The sequence below is a fragment of the Streptomyces purpurogeneiscleroticus genome (assembly GCF_020024005.1).
In the GTDB taxonomy this organism is placed as follows: Bacteria; Actinomycetota; Actinomycetes; order Streptomycetales; family Streptomycetaceae; genus Streptomyces; species Streptomyces purpurogeneiscleroticus.
This window is the reverse complement of record NZ_NHSG01000151.1, coordinates 1-15,965: the sequence shown is the minus strand read 5'-3', so window position 1 is coordinate 15,965 and position 15,965 is coordinate 1. Positions and strand designations below refer to the sequence as shown.

The 15,965-nt window shown below is 72.5% G+C and carries 17 protein-coding genes and 1 pseudogene; 7 read left to right on the top strand and 11 right to left on the bottom strand.

What is annotated here, in order from left to right; translation table 11 throughout:
- Together CCS38_RS08650 and sigE are read right to left on the bottom strand one after the other, a co-directional pair.
- Positions 1-457: anti-sigma factor family protein (locus CCS38_RS08650; RefSeq protein ID WP_223732603.1), on the bottom strand; the 457-nt coding region annotated here is incomplete at its 3' end.
- Positions 454-1,233: an RNA polymerase sigma factor SigE gene (gene sigE / locus CCS38_RS08645; protein ID WP_223732602.1), complete on the bottom strand. Its 780-nt coding sequence runs from the start codon at positions 1,231-1,233 to the stop codon at positions 454-456. The genes sigE and CCS38_RS08650, both read right to left, overlap by 4 nt.
- A gap of 153 nt (positions 1,234-1,386) precedes the next feature.
- On the opposite strand from sigE, the gene CCS38_RS08640 reads away from it, so the two are divergent.
- Entirely contained in the window at positions 1,387-2,070 is a 684-nt protein-coding gene (locus CCS38_RS08640; RefSeq protein ID WP_030264093.1) for an O-methyltransferase, read from the top strand.
- 230 nt (positions 2,071-2,300) lie between these two features.
- On the opposite strand, the gene CCS38_RS08635 is transcribed toward CCS38_RS08640, so the two are convergent.
- A complete protein-coding gene (locus CCS38_RS08635; protein ID WP_103832883.1) occupies positions 2,301-2,468 on the bottom strand; it encodes a DUF3117 domain-containing protein in 168 nt (55 codons plus the stop codon).
- A 329-nt stretch (positions 2,469-2,797) separates the two neighbouring features.
- On the opposite strand from CCS38_RS08635, the gene chcB reads away from it, so the two are divergent.
- Entirely contained in the window at positions 2,798-3,598 is an 801-nt protein-coding gene (chcB, locus tag CCS38_RS08630) for a 2-cyclohexenylcarbonyl CoA isomerase (RefSeq protein WP_223732601.1), read from the top strand.
- Between the two features lie 70 nt (positions 3,599-3,668).
- Here chcB and CCS38_RS08625 read toward each other — a convergent pair whose 3' ends face one another.
- Both CCS38_RS08625 and CCS38_RS08620 read right to left on the bottom strand, forming a co-directional pair.
- Positions 3,669-4,280, bottom strand: a complete 612-nt coding sequence (locus CCS38_RS08625) for a DNA-3-methyladenine glycosylase I (RefSeq protein WP_263301842.1) — start codon at positions 4,278-4,280, stop codon at positions 3,669-3,671.
- The gene (locus CCS38_RS08620) at positions 4,277-4,771 is read right to left on the bottom strand and encodes a DivIVA domain-containing protein (RefSeq protein WP_263301844.1); all 495 of its coding nucleotides are present in this window, start codon (positions 4,769-4,771) and stop codon (positions 4,277-4,279) included. The genes CCS38_RS08625 and CCS38_RS08620 overlap by 4 nt, the downstream gene beginning before the upstream one ends.
- An 88-nt stretch (positions 4,772-4,859) precedes the next feature.
- Here CCS38_RS08620 and folP point away from each other — a divergent pair, with 88 nt between their 5' ends.
- Positions 4,860-5,720 carry a dihydropteroate synthase gene (gene folP / locus CCS38_RS08615; RefSeq protein ID WP_223732599.1) on the top strand — a complete coding sequence of 287 codons (861 nt, stop codon included), beginning with the start codon at positions 4,860-4,862 and terminating at the stop codon, positions 5,718-5,720.
- Positions 5,721-5,800: 80 nt separating this feature from the next.
- Here folP and CCS38_RS08610 read toward each other — a convergent pair whose 3' ends face one another.
- Together CCS38_RS08610 and dapE are read right to left on the bottom strand one after the other, a co-directional pair.
- A complete protein-coding gene (locus CCS38_RS08610; RefSeq protein ID WP_223732598.1) occupies positions 5,801-6,580 on the bottom strand; it encodes an LOG family protein in 780 nt (259 codons plus the stop codon).
- A gap of 209 nt (positions 6,581-6,789) precedes the next feature.
- On the bottom strand, positions 6,790-7,881 hold the full coding sequence (gene dapE / locus CCS38_RS08605; RefSeq protein ID WP_223732597.1) for a succinyl-diaminopimelate desuccinylase: 1,092 nt from the start codon (positions 7,879-7,881) through the stop codon (positions 6,790-6,792).
- 103 nt (positions 7,882-7,984) lie between these two features.
- Between dapE and CCS38_RS08600 the strand changes: the two genes are divergently transcribed.
- Both CCS38_RS08600 and CCS38_RS08595 read left to right on the top strand, forming a co-directional pair.
- Positions 7,985-8,905: a VldE C-terminal domain-containing protein gene (locus tag CCS38_RS08600; protein ID WP_223732596.1), complete on the top strand. Its 921-nt coding sequence runs from the start codon at positions 7,985-7,987 to the stop codon at positions 8,903-8,905.
- Between the two features lie 323 nt (positions 8,906-9,228).
- On the top strand, positions 9,229-9,741 hold the full coding sequence (locus tag CCS38_RS08595) for an ATP-binding protein (RefSeq protein WP_223732595.1): 513 nt from the start codon (positions 9,229-9,231) through the stop codon (positions 9,739-9,741).
- A 74-nt stretch (positions 9,742-9,815) separates the two neighbouring features.
- Here the strand turns inward: CCS38_RS08595 and dapC are convergent, their stop codons facing one another.
- Entirely contained in the window at positions 9,816-10,913 is a 1,098-nt protein-coding gene (gene dapC, locus CCS38_RS08590) for a succinyldiaminopimelate transaminase (protein ID WP_223732594.1), read from the bottom strand.
- 90 nt (positions 10,914-11,003) lie between these two features.
- Positions 11,004-11,324, bottom strand: coding sequence for a ferredoxin (gene fdxA / locus CCS38_RS08585; protein WP_030264070.1), 321 nt, complete (start codon positions 11,322-11,324; stop codon positions 11,004-11,006).
- Positions 11,325-11,465: 141 nt separating this feature from the next.
- On the opposite strand from fdxA, the gene CCS38_RS08580 reads away from it, so the two are divergent.
- Together CCS38_RS08580 and CCS38_RS08575 are read left to right on the top strand one after the other, a co-directional pair.
- Positions 11,466-12,524 (top strand): GNAT family N-acetyltransferase, encoded by a 1,059-nt coding sequence (locus CCS38_RS08580; RefSeq protein WP_223732593.1) that lies wholly within the window; start codon positions 11,466-11,468, stop codon positions 12,522-12,524.
- Positions 12,525-12,541: 17 nt separating this feature from the next.
- Positions 12,542-13,402, top strand: a complete 861-nt coding sequence (locus CCS38_RS08575; protein WP_223732592.1) for a transglutaminase-like and tetratricopeptide repeat-containing protein — start codon at positions 12,542-12,544, stop codon at positions 13,400-13,402.
- Between the two features lie 6 nt (positions 13,403-13,408).
- Here the strand turns inward: CCS38_RS08575 and CCS38_RS08570 are convergent, their stop codons facing one another.
- Both CCS38_RS08570 and CCS38_RS08565 read right to left on the bottom strand, forming a co-directional pair.
- On the bottom strand, positions 13,409-14,554 hold the full coding sequence (locus tag CCS38_RS08570) for a PP2C family protein-serine/threonine phosphatase (RefSeq protein ID WP_223732591.1): 1,146 nt from the start codon (positions 14,552-14,554) through the stop codon (positions 13,409-13,411).
- Between the two features lie 131 nt (positions 14,555-14,685).
- A pseudogene (locus CCS38_RS08565) lies at positions 14,686-15,965 on the bottom strand (hypothetical protein); the annotation flags it as partial.

Below are 15,965 nucleotides of genomic sequence, written 5' to 3'. Positions count from 1 at the left end.
TGCACGGACGCGCCGGCCGCGCGCCGGCGCGTCCGTGCACCGGGAAGCCGCGCTCGGCCCGCTGCGGGAGCATTCCCGGGACCGCGTGCGCGCCCGAGGGCGCGTAGGTGAAGGACATGCCGCCGCGGCCGAAGCCGCCGCCGTCCAGGCCGCCCCGGCCGAACGCACCGCGCCCGAGGCCGCCCTCACCGAGCCGGGCCGCGGGCGCGCCGGGATCACCCCCGGGCAGCCCCTGGAGCCGCGCCAGCAGCCCGTCGGAGGGCCCGGGCGGCGCCATTCCGGCGAAGACGTTCTTCAGTTCCCGCTGGGCGTCCGCCTCGGCTTTGCACTTCCCGCACGTGGCGAGGTGCGCGAGCACCCGCTCACGCTGATCGTGCCCCAACTCCCCGTCGACCAGAGCCGCGAGGCGGTCGCCGAGATGCTGCTCAGCGGGGGACTGACCGCCGCTACCGCTCACGCGATTCCGACCTCCCCTGTTGTCAGGGGCGCGAACGCGCGCTGCTGCTGCTCGCGCTCCCGCTCCTCGGCGCGCGCCGCCGGGGAGCGGTGCTTGAGCGCCTTGCGCAGATGGGAGCGGCCGCGGTGGATACGGCTGCGGACCGTGCCGAGCTTGACGCCGAGGGTCGCGGCGATCTCCTCGTACGACAGGCCCTCGATGTCGCACAGGACGACGGCGGCGCGGAACTCGGGCGCGAGGGTGTCCAGCGCCTGCTGCACGTCGGCGTCGAAGTGGGTGTCGTTGAACTGCTGCTGCGGGCCGGCCTCGCGGCTGGGCAGCCGCTCGGCGGCGTCGTCGCCCAGCGCGTCGAAGCGGATCCGCTGCCGTCGGCGGACCATGTCCAGGAAGAGGTTGGTCGTGATGCGGTGCAGCCAGCCCTCGAACGTACCGGGGGTGTACGTCGAGAGCGAACGGAAGACGCGGACGAAGACCTCCTGGGTGAGGTCCTCGGCATCGTGCTGGTTTCCCGTCAGGCGGTAGGCGAGGCGGTACACACGAGCACTGTGGGTGCTGACGATCTCCTCCCAGCTGGGCGGAGTCCACGCCTGGGATTCCGCATCGGCGGCAAAGGTCGCGGTAGGTGCGGAGTCGTTCGCGCGGGCACGGTCAGCATTGTTGGTCACGGATTTCGGCTCGCCGGCCGACCTTCGAAAACGCAGCAGCGTTCTTCGGTCACCCGCCGCAGCCGCACCTCCCCTGGTGGCTCTGGTGGTGTCCAGTAGAGCCCCTACCATATCCACCTCACCCGTTAGCTCCGGATAAGCAGTTTTGACCTGCATTTGGTCCGGCTTGTGGTTCTCTTCCGACTTCACCCGCGCATCCCCCCTGTTCCCCTTCAACGCCCGGTCCCATCTGCGGGTTCCCGCACTCAGCGGATACAGTCACGGTTGCGTCAACTACGGGGACAGGAGAGGGCCATTACCGGCAACCGGCAGACGAGCTTGGCATTCGCCGAGGCATACGGCGCCGGGACCATCGACGACACGGCCGACGCCGCCCTGCACTGGTCCCGCGACCGGGCCCGGGAAGCCGGCATCCGTACGGTCTCGACCGGCACCGGATCGGCCCTCAGCCTGCTCGCCGCGACCGCGGACGCCAAGGCCGTCGCGGAGATCGGCACCGGCACCGGCGTCTCCGGCATCTACCTCCTGCACGGCATGCGCCCCGACGGCGTCCTGACCACCGTGGACCTGGAGCCGGAGCGGCAGCAGTTCGCCCGGCAGGCGTTCCGCGCCGCCGGTTTCGCCGGCAACCGCGCCCGCTTCATCCCCGGCGGCGCCCTGGAGGTGCTGCCCCGGCTCGCCGACGGCGGCTATGACCTGGTCTTCTGCGACGGCGACCGGATGGAGTACGCCGAGTACCTCGCTGAATCGTTGCGCCTGCTGCGCCCCGGCGGGGTGGTCTGTTTCGAGGGCGTCTTCGCCGACGGCCGGACCGTCGACTCCGGCGAGCAGCCTGCGGAAATACAGCGGCTGCGGGAGCTGCTGCGGTCCATCCGCGAGAGCGTGCACCTGGTGCCGTCGCTGCTGCCGGTGGGCGACGGCCTGCTGTGCGCGGTCAAGCGCGGCTGAGGGTACGCGCGCCGGGGCCCCTGCGCTGCGGGTGAGTAGGGGTGCGTAGGGTGCCCGGGGCGAGAACGCGTACGCCGGGTCCGATCCCCCGTACGTCCATGCGTGTACACACGGACGCGTATTTCCGGGTCCGGCCGCTACGCCGGGGATACGACACGGCCCCGGGGCCGGGCGCGTATCGCGTACGCGCCGCCCACCGGGGCCGGACATTCAGTGAGGCTCCGCCTGCGTCAGACGCTGACCTTGTCGAGAGCCTCGCCGAGAGCCTTGGCTTCGTCCGGAGTCAGCTCGACGACGAGCCGACCGCCGCCTTCGAGCGGAACGCGCATGACGATGCCCCGCCCCTCCTTGGTCACCTCGAGCGGGCCGTCGCCCGTCCGCGGCTTCATGGCCGCCATGCTCGTTCCCCTTCCTGAAACCAGCTCATCGTCAGCCGACGGCCCTCTGGAGAGGGGCACGCGTCACCGGCATCGAACACATTGCTTCCATGTCATTATCCCGCATCGCAGGACCCGATGACCAACATCAGCGAGCATCCCTTCGGCAACGGACATTCGCAAAACCACTCAATTCGGGGAGTCACCTGCGATACTGCGCCACCTGCCACTACGCGGCGCGCTGTGTTTCTTTGATGTACGTCACACGACAGCGCCGATGATCTCCGGCATTCTGATCGCCGGGCCGCACTCGTTCCCGCAGCCCGAGCCGCGACGGAGGGGATCCCACCATGGCCGACACCGTGCTCTACGACGTCACCGACGGCGTTGCCACCATCACGCTGAACCGCCCCGATGCGATGAACGCGCTCGACACGGAGACCAAGGTCGCCCTCCGTGACACCGCGCGCGAGGCCGCCGCCGACCCCGCCGTACGGGCGGTCCTGCTGACCGCCACCGGGCGCGCCTTCTGCGTCGGGCAGGACCTCAAGGAGCACATCGGGCTGCTGGCCGAGACCCGCGAGAGCGGCGAGGGCAATGCGCTGAGCACCGTGCGCGAGCACTACAACCCCATCGTCGAGGCGCTCACCGGCATGGCGAAGCCGGTGGTCGCGGCGGTGAACGGGGTCGCGGCCGGGGCCGGCGCGGGCTTCGCGATGGCCGCCGACTACCGTCTCGTCGCCGACTCCGCCTCCTTCAACACCTCCTTCGCCGGCGTCGCGCTGACCGCCGACTCCGGCATGTCCTGGACGCTGCCGCGGCTGATCGGCCACGGCCGCGCCGCCGATCTGCTGCTCTTCCCGCGCAGCATCAGCGCCCAGGAGGCGTACGAGCTGGGCATCGCGAACAAGGTCGTACCGGCGGCGGAGCTGGCCTCGGAGGCCCGCGCGCTCGCGCTGCGGCTGGCACAGGGGCCGACCGCCGCCTACGCCGCGATCAAGGAGTCGCTGGCGTACGGCACCGACCACTCGCTGACCGAGACGCTCGCCAAGGAGGACGAGCTGCAGACGCGGGCCGGTGCCTCGGAGGACCACGTGATCGCGGTGGAGGCATTCGTGAAGAAGGAGAAGCCCAAGTTCGTCGGGCGGTGACGCGCGCGGCGCGGGGCCCGACGGGCCCCGCACGGGCCTGTCCGGGCCTGTCCGGGCCCTCGACCAGGGGCTACGCCGCCGTCTGTGCCGTCTCCGTCTCCTCGCGTACGTGACAGTCGGCCAGGTGGTCGTTGACCAGCCCGCACGCCTGCATCATCGCGTACGCCGTCGTCGGGCCGACGAAGCGGAAGCCGCGCTTCTTGAGGTCCTTGGCGAGCGCGGTCGACTCGGGGGTGACCGGCAGGACGTCCGCGGCACTGCGGGGCGCCGGACGGGCCGCGCGGTCCGGGGCGTACGACCAGATCAGGGCGTCCAGCTCGCCGGGCGCCAGCGCCGCGGCGACCCGGGCGTTGGCGAGCGTGGCGGCGATCTTGAGGCGGTTGCGGATGATGCCCGGGTCGGCGAGCAGCCGCTCGGCGTCCGCCTCCGTGAACCGCGCGACCTCGGCGATCCGGAAGCCCGCGAAGGCCGCGCGGAAGCCCTCGCGGCGGCGCAGGATCGTGATCCAGGACAGGCCCGACTGGAACGCCTCCAAGGACATCCGCTCGAACAGCGCGTCGTCCCCGTGGACCGGGCGGCCCCACTCGGTGTCGTGGTACGCGCGGTAGTCCGCCATCGACTCGGCCGCCATGCCCCAGGGGCAGCGCGGCACGCCGTCCGGCTCGGTCAGGACGCCGCTCATGCGCTCGCACCGCCCTCAGGGGTCTCGCGCGAGCCGGCCGGCCCCGCTGTGCCACCCGGCCCCTCTATGCCGGTCGGCTCCTGTATGCCGGCCGACTCCTGTATCCCCGGGGGCTTGCGCAGGTCGGCGCCCTCCCCCGGCGTCGTCGGGCGCGCGTCCGCGGCCGGGCCCCGGCCGCCCATCGCCGCCGCGTGCGCCCCCGCCAGGGCGGCCTCCAGCTCGGCGATCCGGGCGTCCCGCTCGGCCAGCTCGGCGCCGAGGCGGTCCAGTACGTCGTCCACGTCCGTCATCCGATATCCGCGCAGCGCGGGCGGCAGCCGCACCTCCTCCACGTCCGCCCGGGTGCAGGGTCGGTCGGCGGGCAGCGGATCGTGCAGCCGCTCGGGCTCGGCCTCCCGCAGCGCGCCGCCGTCACCGCCACCGATCACGGCGAGCGTGACCACGGCGACCACCGCGACCAACGCGATGAGCAAGAACCAGAACACGACCATCTCCCCACGCTGTCCGTCGTCCATTGATCGTGCCATGTGCCTCTGACAGTTAGGGTCACTGGCGGACGACCATGAGGGAGTAGGGAAAATGCTGCGGCTGGGGAATCGCGAGTTCGGCGCGCACGAGCCGGTGATCATGGCGATCGTGAACCGTACGCCGGACTCCTTCTACGACCAGGGCGCCACGTTCCGGGACGAGCCCGCGCTCGCCCGCGTGGAGCAGGCGGTCGCGGAGGGCGCGGCGATCATCGACATCGGCGGGGTCAAGGCCGGCCCGGGCGAGGAGGTCACCGCCGAGGAGGAGGCGCGGCGCACGGTCGGCTTCGTCGCCGAGGTCCGCAAGCGCCACCCCGACGTGGTGATCAGCGTGGACACCTGGCGGCACGAGGTCGGCGAGGCGGTCTGCGAGGCCGGGGCCGACCTGCTCAACGACGCCTGGGGCGGCGTGGACCCGAAGCTCGCCGAGGTCGCGGCCCGGTACGGCGCGGGCCTGGTGTGCACGCACGCGGGCGGCGTCGAGCCGCGTACCCGGCCGCACCGGACCACGTACAAGGACGTGATGGCCGACATCCTGGACGTCACCCTCGGGCTCGCGGAGCGCGCCGTGGAGCTGGGCGTACGGCGCGACGGGATCATGATCGACCCGGGGCACGACTTCGGGAAGAACACCCGGCACAGCCTGGAGGCCACGCGCCGGCTGGGCGAGATGACGGACACCGGGTGGCCGGTGCTGGTCTCGCTGTCCAACAAGGACTTCGTCGGCGAGACGCTGGACAAGCCGGTCAAGGAGCGGGTGCTGGGCACCCTGGCCACGACCGCGGTCTCGGCGTGGCTGGGCGCCCAGGTGTACCGCGTCCACGAGGTCGCCGAGACCCGGGAGGTACTGGACATGGTGGCCTCCATCGCGGGCCACCGGCCGCCGGCGGCGACCCGCCGCGGCCTGGCCTGAGACGCGCGGCGGACTGCCCGGGACGGGCCGCGGCCCCCGGAGGACCGGGGGCCGCGCCGTACTCACCGGGAGGGCCCGGCTCACCGGGAGGGCCCCGGCCCCACTTCCTTCGTGACCAGCGCGACCGCCTCGTCCACGTCGTCGCTGAGGTGGAAGAGGTCCAGGTCGCGCAGGGACGCCTTGCCCTGGTCGATGAGGGTGTTGCGCAGCCAGTCCACCAGGCCGCTCCAGTACTCCGTGCCGAAGAGCACGATGGGGAAGCGCGTGACCTTACGGGTCTGCACGAGGGTGAGCGCTTCGAAGAGCTCGTCCAGCGTGCCGAGGCCACCGGGCAGGACCACGAAGCCGCGTGCGTACTTCACGAAGCAGGTCTTGCGCACGAAGAAGTACCGGAAGTCCACGCCGAGATTGACGTACTCGTTCATGCCCTGCTCGAAGGGCAGCTCGATGCCGAGCCCGACGGACGTGCCGCCGGCCTCGTGCGCGCCCTTGTTGGCGGCCTCCATGGCACCGGGGCCACCGCCGGTGATGACCGAGAAACCGGCCTCCACCAGCGCCCGGCCCAGGCCGACACCCGCCTCGTACTCGGGCGAGTCGCGGGGCGTACGGGCCGAGCCGAAGACGCTGATCGCCGGGCCCAGTTCGGCGAGCGCGCCGAACCCCTCGACGAACTCCGACTGGATGCGCATCACGCGCCAGGGGTCGGTGTGCACCCACTCGGAGGGGCCTTCGGAATCCAGCAGCCGCTGATCGGTGGTTCCGGGACGCACCTGGTCGCGGCGGCGCAGTACCGGGCCGAGCCGCTGCTGATCGCGGTCGGCTGCCAGGTTCTCGCGCTCGGCTGCCTCAGGATCGGCCATGGTGTGCTCCCTCCGCAGGGTCTCCCGCCTGCGGCGGAAGACAGATCGTTGCCGGTAAAGCGTATGTGTACAAAGGTGACGAGCGGCGGAATTCGGTCTGACGGTGGGCCCGGACGCCGCGCAGCGCTCCGGTGAACCTCTACCCGCGCAGACCACCCCAGGTCACCGGAATACCGGTCACCACATTTCCGTGCCCACCGGGCCGCGTTTCAGCCCTCCAGCCAGGCCCGCAGCCGCTCCTCGCACCGGATCACGTCGGCGGCGACGACGTGCTCGTCCCGCTTGTGGGCCAGCAGGGCGTTGCCCGGACCGTAGTTGACCGCCGGGACGCCGAGCGCGGAGAAGCGGGAGACGTCCGTCCAGCCGAACTTGGGCATCGGGGTGCCGCCGACCGCCTCGATGAACGCCTTGGCCGCGGGGTGCGAGAGGCCGGGAAGCGCCGCGGTCGAGTGGTCGTCGATGATCCACTCGACGATGTCGCAGTCCGCGAAGACCTCGCGCACGTGGGCGAGCGCCTCCTCGCCGCTGCGGTCGGGCGCGTAACGGAAATTGACCGTGACCGTGCACTCGTCCGGGATGACGTTGCCCGCGACGCCGCCCTCGATGCGGACGGCGTTCAGGCCCTCGCGGTACTCCAGGCCGTCGATGACGGCCCGGCGCGGCTCATAGGCGGCCAGCCGCTCCAGGATCGGGGCCGCGGCGTGAATGGCGTTCGACCCCATCCAGCTGCGCGCGGAGTGGGCCCGCTCGCCCTTGGTGCGCAGCAGGACCCGCAGGGTGCCCTGGCAGCCGCCCTCGACCTGGTTGCTCGACGGCTCCAGCAGGACCGCGAAGTCGCCCGCCAGCCAGTCCGGGTGCTGCTCGGCGATCCGCTTCAGCCCGTTGTGCTCGGCGGCGATCTCCTCGGCCTCGTAGAAGACGAAGGTGAGGTCGCGGTTGGGCGCGGGCACGGTGGCGGCGACGCGCAGCTGGACGGCGACGCCGGACTTCATGTCGGAGGTGCCGCAGCCCCACAGGACGCCGTTCTCGTCGAGCCTGGAGGGCACGTTGTCCGCGATCGGCACGGTGTCGAGGTGGCCGGCGAGCACGACCCGCTCGGCCCGGCCGAGGTGCGTGCGCGCCACGATGGTGTCGCCGTCGCGGTCCACGGTCAGGTGCGGGAGCGCGCGCAGAGCGGTCTCGACGGCGTCCGCGAGGACTTTCTCGTCCCGGCTGACGGACGGGACGTCCACCAGCGCCGCGGTCAGCTGGGCGGCGTCGAGCGACAGGTCGAGTACGGGGGTCTGCGCGGGGCGTTCCATGGTCCCGACCCTACCCGCCGCGGGTTGCGGCACCGTTGCATGCTGCCGTGCGTTCCCGGAGGTCCCGAGGGGGCCGTCAGTGCGCTCCAGTACCGTATGGCGCGTGCTTCGCCGTCCCCAGCGTGCTCCCGTCCGCCGCAAGCGCCTCATACGCGTGTTCGCGGCTTTTGCCGTGCTTCTCGCGCTCGCGGCGTACCTCTTCGTGCAGTACGTGACCGGCGGCCCCGGTGTACCGCGCTGCACGGTGCAGCCGGAGGGCGGCGGCGAGCCGTACGAGCTCTCCCCGGAGCAGGCGGCGAACGCCGCGACGATCTCCGCGGTGGGCGCCTCGCGCGGCCTTCCGGAGCGCGCGGTGACGATCGCGCTCGCGACGGCCATGCAGGAGTCGGGGCTGCGCAACATCGGGTACGGGGACCGCGACTCCGTCGGCCTCTTCCAGCAGCGGCCCTCCCAGGACTGGGGCACGGCCGAGGAGATCATGGACCCGGTCTACGCGGCCGGGGAGTTCTACAAGCACCTGGTGCAGGTCCCCGGGTACTCCCGGCTGCCGCTGACGGTCGCGGCCCAGAAGGTGCAGCGCAGCGGGTTCCCGCAGGCGTACGCCAAGCACGAGGCGAACGCGACGGTGCTGACCGGCGCGCTGACCGGGCGCGCGCCCGCGGCGCTGAGCTGCGCGGAGAGCCGGCCCGCCGAAAACGCGCCGGGCGGCACGGCACAGGTGCGCGAGAAGCTCGTACGGGAGTTCGGGCCCGAGGTGCTGCCGCGGACTGTCGTGGCCGACCGGGCGGTGGCCGGCCGGACGCTCACGGTGCCGGTGACGGACGGCGCGGGCACGTCGGCGCGGCAGCGCGGCTGGCAGCTGGCGGCCTGGGCGGTGGCGCACGCGTCGGAGTTGCGCATCGAACGCATCTCTTACGGAGATCGACGATGGACCGCGGCGGATTCCGGGAATGGCTGGCAGAAGGTGTCCGGCGATTCCGGCGGCACTGCGCCGACAGATGTTCGGATCACCACCGCGCAGTAGTCCGGGTATTCCCTCGACAGTGGGAATGGCGTCAATCCAGAACGACAATTCCCGGCACTTTCCTCACCCCTGCCACTGACCCCTGACTTCCTTGGGGCAGCAGGGGTGTGACGTTCTTTCACCTCCGCCGGACGTACGAATTTCACCCACTTTCATCCGAAGCAGATAATGCGACGCGTTACCAATTCTTTACCGGGGCGCACCGCAACCTTCGGGGCTCTGGCGCGGTATTCACTGCGTCCGCCCGGCAGTCGACTGCCGCCGCCCGGCGGACACCGCACGTCTGTACAGAAGAACAAGTCCCTCTCCGTCAAAGGAGCACCATGTCCCTCCCCCTTACGCGTCGGATCGCCCGGGCCGCGCTGCTGGTCGCAGCGGGCGCAGCTCCCGTGGTCGGCGCCGCCGGCTCCGCGAGCGCCGTGGACCTGCCCAAGGCCGCCGACCTGGGTGGACTGACCAAGGTGGACCCGTCGAGCGTCACCGAGACCGCCGGCAACGCCCTGGAGAACACCAGTGCCGTGGCCGGGCCGGTCGCCGGTGAGGTCGTGAAGGAGGCCGTCCCGGAGGCCGGCCGGACCGGCAACGAGACGCTGCGCAAGCTCAGCCCCACCACCAAGAAGACCACCGGTCACGTCTCGGGCACCAAGGACGCCGTCGGCGACACCACCCGTTCGCTGCCCACCGAGGGACTCACCAAGGACCTGCCGCTCGCGGAGCAGCTGCCCACGGGCGAGCTGCTCGGGCAGCTGCCGCTGGCCAAGGGCCTGCCGACCGACAGCCTGGGCGGCCTGCCGGTCGGGGGCCTGCTCGGCGGCCTGGGCAACCTGGGCGGCTGACAGCCCCGCTTACACGCGGGAGGGCCCCGGGAGCAGCTGCTCCCGGGGCCCTCCCGCGTCCGAGGACGAGGCCGCTACTCGGCGAGCCGGCGCACCGCCGCGTCCACCCGCTCGTCGGTGGCCGTGAACGCGATCCGCACGAACTGCTCCCCCGCCGGGCCGTAGAAGTCGCCCGGCGCGACGAGGATGCCGCGCTTGGAGAGGTCGCCGACGGTGTCCCAGCAGGGCTCGTCTCGGGTCGCCCACAGGTACAGCGACGCCTCGCTGTGCTCGATGCGGAAGCCCGCGGCCTCGAAGGCGGCGCGCAGCGCGGTACGGCGGCGGGCGTAGCGCTCGCGCTGCTCGGCGACGTGCTCGGTGTCGCCCAGCGCCGCGATCGTGGCGGCCTGCACGGGCGCCGCGACCATCATGCCGCCGTGCTTGCGGATCTGCAGCAGCTCGCCGAGGACCGCGGCGTCACCGGCCAGGAAGGCCGCGCGGTAGCCCGCCAGGTTGGAGCGCTTGGAGAGCGAGTGCACGGCGACGAGGCCGTCGTACGAACCGCCGTTGACCTCCGGGTGCAGCACGGAGACCGGGTCGGCCTCCCAGCCCAGCTCCAGGTAGCACTCGTCGCTGAAGATCAGTACGCCGTGCTCGCGGGCCCAGGCGACCGTGCGGCGCAGCTCGTCGGCGCTCAGCACGCGTCCGGTGGGGTTGGACGGGGAGTTGAGCCACAGCAGCTTCAGGCCGGTGGGGTCCAGCTCCGTGGGGTCGTCGTAGACGACCGGCTCGGCGCCCGCCAGCCGCGCGCCGACCTCGTACGTCGGGTACGCCAGGCGCGGGTAGGCGACCTTGTCACCGGCGCCGAGGCCGAGCTGGGTGGGCAGCCAGGCCACCAGCTCCTTGGAGCCGACGACGGGGAGCACGTTGGTGTGGTCCAGGCCCGTGGCGCCGAGGCGGCGGCCCGCCCAGCCGGTGAGCGCGTCGCGCAGCGCCGGCGTCCCCCACACGGTCGGATAGCCCGGGCTGTCCGAGGCGTCGGCGAGCGCCTTCTGGATCAGCGGCGGCACCGGATCGACCGGGGTCCCCACGGACAGGTCCACGATGCCGTCGGCATGCGCGGCGGCCGTCGCCTTGTAGGGCTCCAGCCGGTCCCAGGGAAAGACGGGGAGGCGTGCGGATACTGCGCCCACGTTGCTCTTCTTTCGTACGTGTCGGGGAACGGCTCGGTCCCGTACGGCGGTGCAGGCCGTACGGGACCGGAGCGGCGCTGTGGCCTGCCGTTACTGGTTCTGCGGCGGCAGCGCGGCGATGAAGGGGTGGTCCTTCTCGATCAGGCCCAGCTTCGACGCACCACCGGGCGAACCCAGCTCGTCGAAGAACTCGACGTTCGCCTTGTAGTAGTCCTTCCACTCCTCCGGGGTGTCATCCTCGTAGAAGATGGCCTCGACCGGGCAGACCGGCTCACAGGCGCCACAGTCGACGCATTCGTCCGGGTGGATGTACAAGGACCGGGAGCCCTCGTAGATGCAGTCGACCGGGCACTCCTCGATGCACGCCTTGTCCTTGACGTCGACACAAGGCTGCGCGATGACGTAGGTCACGCTGTCGTTCCTCCTCGTTAGGGCCGGCGAACCGTCTTTGGGGCGGCCGCCTCAGGGCGCGCGGGAGCGCGGCGTCGTCGATGCCCGCACCTAGTATCTCCGGTCCCGGGCACGAGACGAACAAGAGGGGCGGGCACAGCTGTGGAATTCACCACGGGCGGACGACTGGAGGTCGCCATCACCCCTGCTGACGTGGGGAAAAGGGTATCGGTACGCAGGGTGGCCGAGTCCGGCACGTCCACGGAGCGATTCACCGACACGGTCGGCGTTCTCACATCGTGGGACGATGGTGTGCTGAGCATCACACGGCGGACCGGTGAGGAGGTGCGGATCATGGAGAGCGCGCTGGTCGCGGGCAAGGTGGTCCCCGCCGCACCGGCCCGCCGGAGAGGCCCCGCGACGAGCGCGCGGGAGCTCACGGAGGTCGCCGCGCGCGGCTGGCCGGCTGTCGAGACGGAGCGGCTCGGGGAGTGGACGCTGCGGGCCAGTGCAGGCGAGCTGCGCGGAGCGCATCCACTGAAGGGTGGTGGTGGGCGACGGGTGGGCTTTACGAGGCGGGCGAATTCCGCGCTGCCGGTCGGCGACCCCGGGGTTCCCCTGGACGCCGCGCTGGACCGCGTCCGCGCCTGGTACGCAGCGCGTGGCCTCCCCCCGTACGTCGTCGTGTCCACCGGCGCGGCCGGCAGTGACGAGCTGCTCGCCGCCGAGCTGGAGCGGCGCGGCTGGACGGCCGAAGGGCACACCGTCGTACGCGTCGGAGCGCTCGCCCCGCTGGCCGACACGGACGCGGACACCGGCCGGGTACGGCTCTCCCGGGAGCCGGACGAGGGCTGGATGTCGATGTACCACCGCAGTGCCGACGCGCCGCCCGAGGCGGTGAAGGTGCTGGCCGGCGGGCCTTCGGTGTGGTTCGCGACGGTGCCGGGCGAGGACGGGCCCGCCGCCATCGGGCGGGTCGTGGTCGACGGCCGCTGGGCGGGCTTCGCCGCCGTGGAGGTCGCCCCGGCGCACCGCCGGCAGGGGCTGGCCACGCTGGTGATGGCCGCGCTCGCCGAGCGGGCGCTCCAGGAGGGCGCCTCGGCGGCGTACCTGCAGGTCGAGGCGGACAATGAGGGGGCCCGGGCGCTGTACGACGGGCTCGGCTTCACCGATCATCACCACTACCACTACCGGCGCGCCCCGCAGCACGGCCCCCGCTGAACGGGTACGGACCTGACATGCACCCCGACCCCGAGCCCCGACCCGGACGCGACGCCGCCGCACGGCGGGAACGGTTCGCCGCGGCCGCGCGCGAGAAGCGCCCCGACCTGACACTGCTGTGCCTGCTGCTGGCCGCGGAGGCCGATCCGGGGCTGGACGAGCCCGCCCTGGACGCCGCGCAGATCGAACTGGACCGGCTGGCGGGCCTGCTGCCGTACAGACCGGCCGGCGGCCCGCACGCCTGGGCCCGTAACGTCGCCGAGCTGCTCGGCCACCGCTGCGGCTTCCACGGCCTGCCCGCCGACTACCAGCGCCTGGAGTCCTCGCTGCTCCACGAGGTGCTGCGGCGCCGCCGCGGGCTGCCGATCCTGCTGTCCGTGGTGTGGACGGAGGTCGCGCGGCGGGCGGGGGCACCGGTGTACGGCGTGGCGCTGCCCGGGCACTACGTCGTCGGGTTCGGCGACCCGTACGGCGCGCATGTGCTGGTGGACCCGTTCGACGGCGGGCGCATCCTGACCGACGAGGACGCCGGGCTGCTGGTCGCGGGCGCGACCGGCGAGCCGCTGACGCCGCAGATGCTGGCGCCCGCCGACCCCCTGGAGACCGTCCTGCGCGTCCTGAACAACATCAGGGCGTGGGCGGCGGCCCGCCCCGAGCGCAGCGACGTACGGCTGTGGGCGATCGAGCTGTCGCTGCTGCTGCCGAGCCATCCGGCGCGGCTGCGGCACGAGCACGCCAAGGTGCTGGTGGAGCGGGGCGACTTCGTGCGCGGCGCGGCGGAGCTGGAGGAGTACGCGACGGTGGTGGAGGCGGTGGACCCGGCGGCCGCCGAAACGGTCCGCCGGCAGGCGTCGGCGGCCCGGGCGATGCTGAACTGAGCGCGGTCAGCGGCGGGCCGGGGCGACCGTGCGGCCCGTCTCCGGGCCGTCCGCCGCCGGCTGCAGCGGGGCGCTGTCCGGGCTGTGCCGGACGACCAGTACCGTTGCGTCGTCCCGCAGCGCCCCGTCCGTGAAGTCCTCCAGGTCGGCGCGGAGGGCCGCGGCCAGCTCGGCCGGGCCGAGTTCGGTCCAGCCGGCCAGCCGCTCGCGCAGCGGATAGAACGTGCCGTCCCGGCCGCGCGCCTCGGTCACGCCGTCCGTGCACAGCACGGCCCAGTCCTCGTCCAGCGGCCACGCGTCGCAGGCCCGGCGCCGCTCGCCGGTGAGGTCGCCCAGGCCGAGCGGCAGCCAGTTGCCCTCGTCGCGCTCGGTGACGGAGCCCTCGCGGACGACGTAGTACGGGATGTGCCCGCAGGACAGCGAGCGGCCGCACCCCTGGGGGCCCACCTCCATGAGGAGCGCCGTCACGAAGCGCTCCTTGCCGCCCTGCGCGACCGCACGCGCGTTGTACCGCTTCAGGGACGCCTCCATGCGCTCGGCGACCCCCTCCAGCGTCGCTTCGTACTGCGCGGCCTCACGGAAGGACGCCAGCGCCTCGTGGCCCGCGCCGATCGCCGGCATGCCCTTGCCCTGCACGTCGCCGATGACCAGCCGGGTGCCGTACGGCGTCTCGACCGCCTCGTAGATGTCGCCGCCGACCCGGGCGCCCTCCAGGGCGGAGACGTAGAAGCCGGCGACGCCGTACCGTCCGGCGCGCAGCGGCAGCTCGTGCAGCATGGCCCGCTGCACCTCGTCGGCGACCAGCCGGGTGCGGTCGTACGCCTCGTCGCGCCGCCGCCGGTTGTGGCACAGCCCCAGGGCGAAGACGGCGACCACAAGGGTGCCGCAGAAGCCCACGAGGGAACCGGACGGGGTCCAGTCCACGAAGTTGAGCGAGTAGATCCAGGCGCTCGCGGCGACGAACGTGCCCGTCACCGCGGCGGTCCAGCGGGCGGAGCAGCGCAGCGCGGCGAACATGGGCACGACGCCGGCGAAGGAGATGATGCGCACCTGGGGGCCCGTGGCCCAGTCCGCCAGGGCGAGCAGGACCACCACGACGATCAGGAGCAGTGCTCTCCGGCGGCCGGAGTGCTTCAGACGCGTGAAAGGCATATCACTGACCAGCATGCGCCTGCCGGCCGCCGCCCGCGCAGGGGCGAAGGTCCTGTCGCCGGGGGCCCTTCGCGGGCAGTACGGGAAAGGCCCCCACGGGCGTGCCGTGGGGGCCTTCGCGTCGCCGCTGGTCAGCGCGGGTTCGTCGGGATGGTGACGACCCGCTGGGACGGGGTGGTGCCGCGCAGCGCCTGGCTGACGGCGCCCGCGACCTCCTCGACGCTGACCGGCTTCTTCGAGCCGTCGCCCTTGGTGACCAGGACGCCCTTGAAGGTGTCGCCGTAGAGGGACTTCAGGGCCGGCCGGTCGTAGTACTCCACGAGCTTGCCGTTGACGGGCTTCATGGAGAGGAACTTCGGGATCGACTTCTCGGGGCTGAAGGACACCGTGTGCTCCGCGTCCGTCCGCACCGTGATCAGCCCGGACATCGCCGGCCTGGCGAAGTCCTTCAGAGCGCGGTTCACCTCGGAGTCCGGGACCGTCGGCCGCTGCATGCTGGTCTTCAGGGCGACGGGCTGCCCCTCGGTGCCGGCGAGCCGGTCCTGGTACGCCTTGGTGACCTCCTGCTTGGCGGCCGCGACGTCGATCGACTTGTACGGCTTGCCGTAGTGCGGGACGGCCTTGCCGGCGGTGAACACTATGCCGCCGTCCTTGGCCGCACCCTGCTCGCCCGCCACCGCCTTGAGCGCGATGTCCAGCTTCTCGTCGTCGACGATCATCGAGGGCTCGGCCGTACGGGCACCGCCGAACAGCGAGCCGATGACCGAGACCGGGTTGTAGTCGCGGCCCGCCGCGCCCCGCACCGTGGCCTGGGTGTCGATGTCCAGGCCCGCCTTGGCGGGCAGCAGGGTCTGCGACTGCCCGTCGACGGTCAGCTTCAGCGGCGCGGTCCTGGTGTCCTTCACGGCCGCGTCGAGCTTCTCGACGGCCTGTTCCTTGGTCGTGCCGCCGATGTCCACGCCGAGCGCGGTGGTGCCGCCGGGCACGTCGGAGTGGTCCAGCAGCAGCCCGGCGCCATAGGCGACGCCCGCGAGCACGAGGATGCCGCCGAACGCGAGGACGAGCTTGTTACGGCCCTTCTTGCGCGGGTTGATCGGCTCGGGGATCTTCGCGCGCTGCGGGGGCTTCGGCGCCGTGGACGCGTCGGACCCCGGACGGTCGCCGCGCTTCGGAGCGGGCGGCGCGCTGTCGGCGGACACCGTGGGAATGCCGCTGACGAGCGTGTCGCTGGAGGTGCGGTCGTCCGTGCCGGTGACCGGGCCCACGGCGCCGGGGCGCTGCCCCGGCTGCGGGGTCAGCTCGGCGGTGTCGTCGCTCATGGGCGGCGGGGTGGCGCCTCCCCTGAGCGCGCCGCCGGGCCAGTCGTCGACCGGCCAGTCATCGGCGCCGGAGGGCGCGCCGCGCCGCTCGC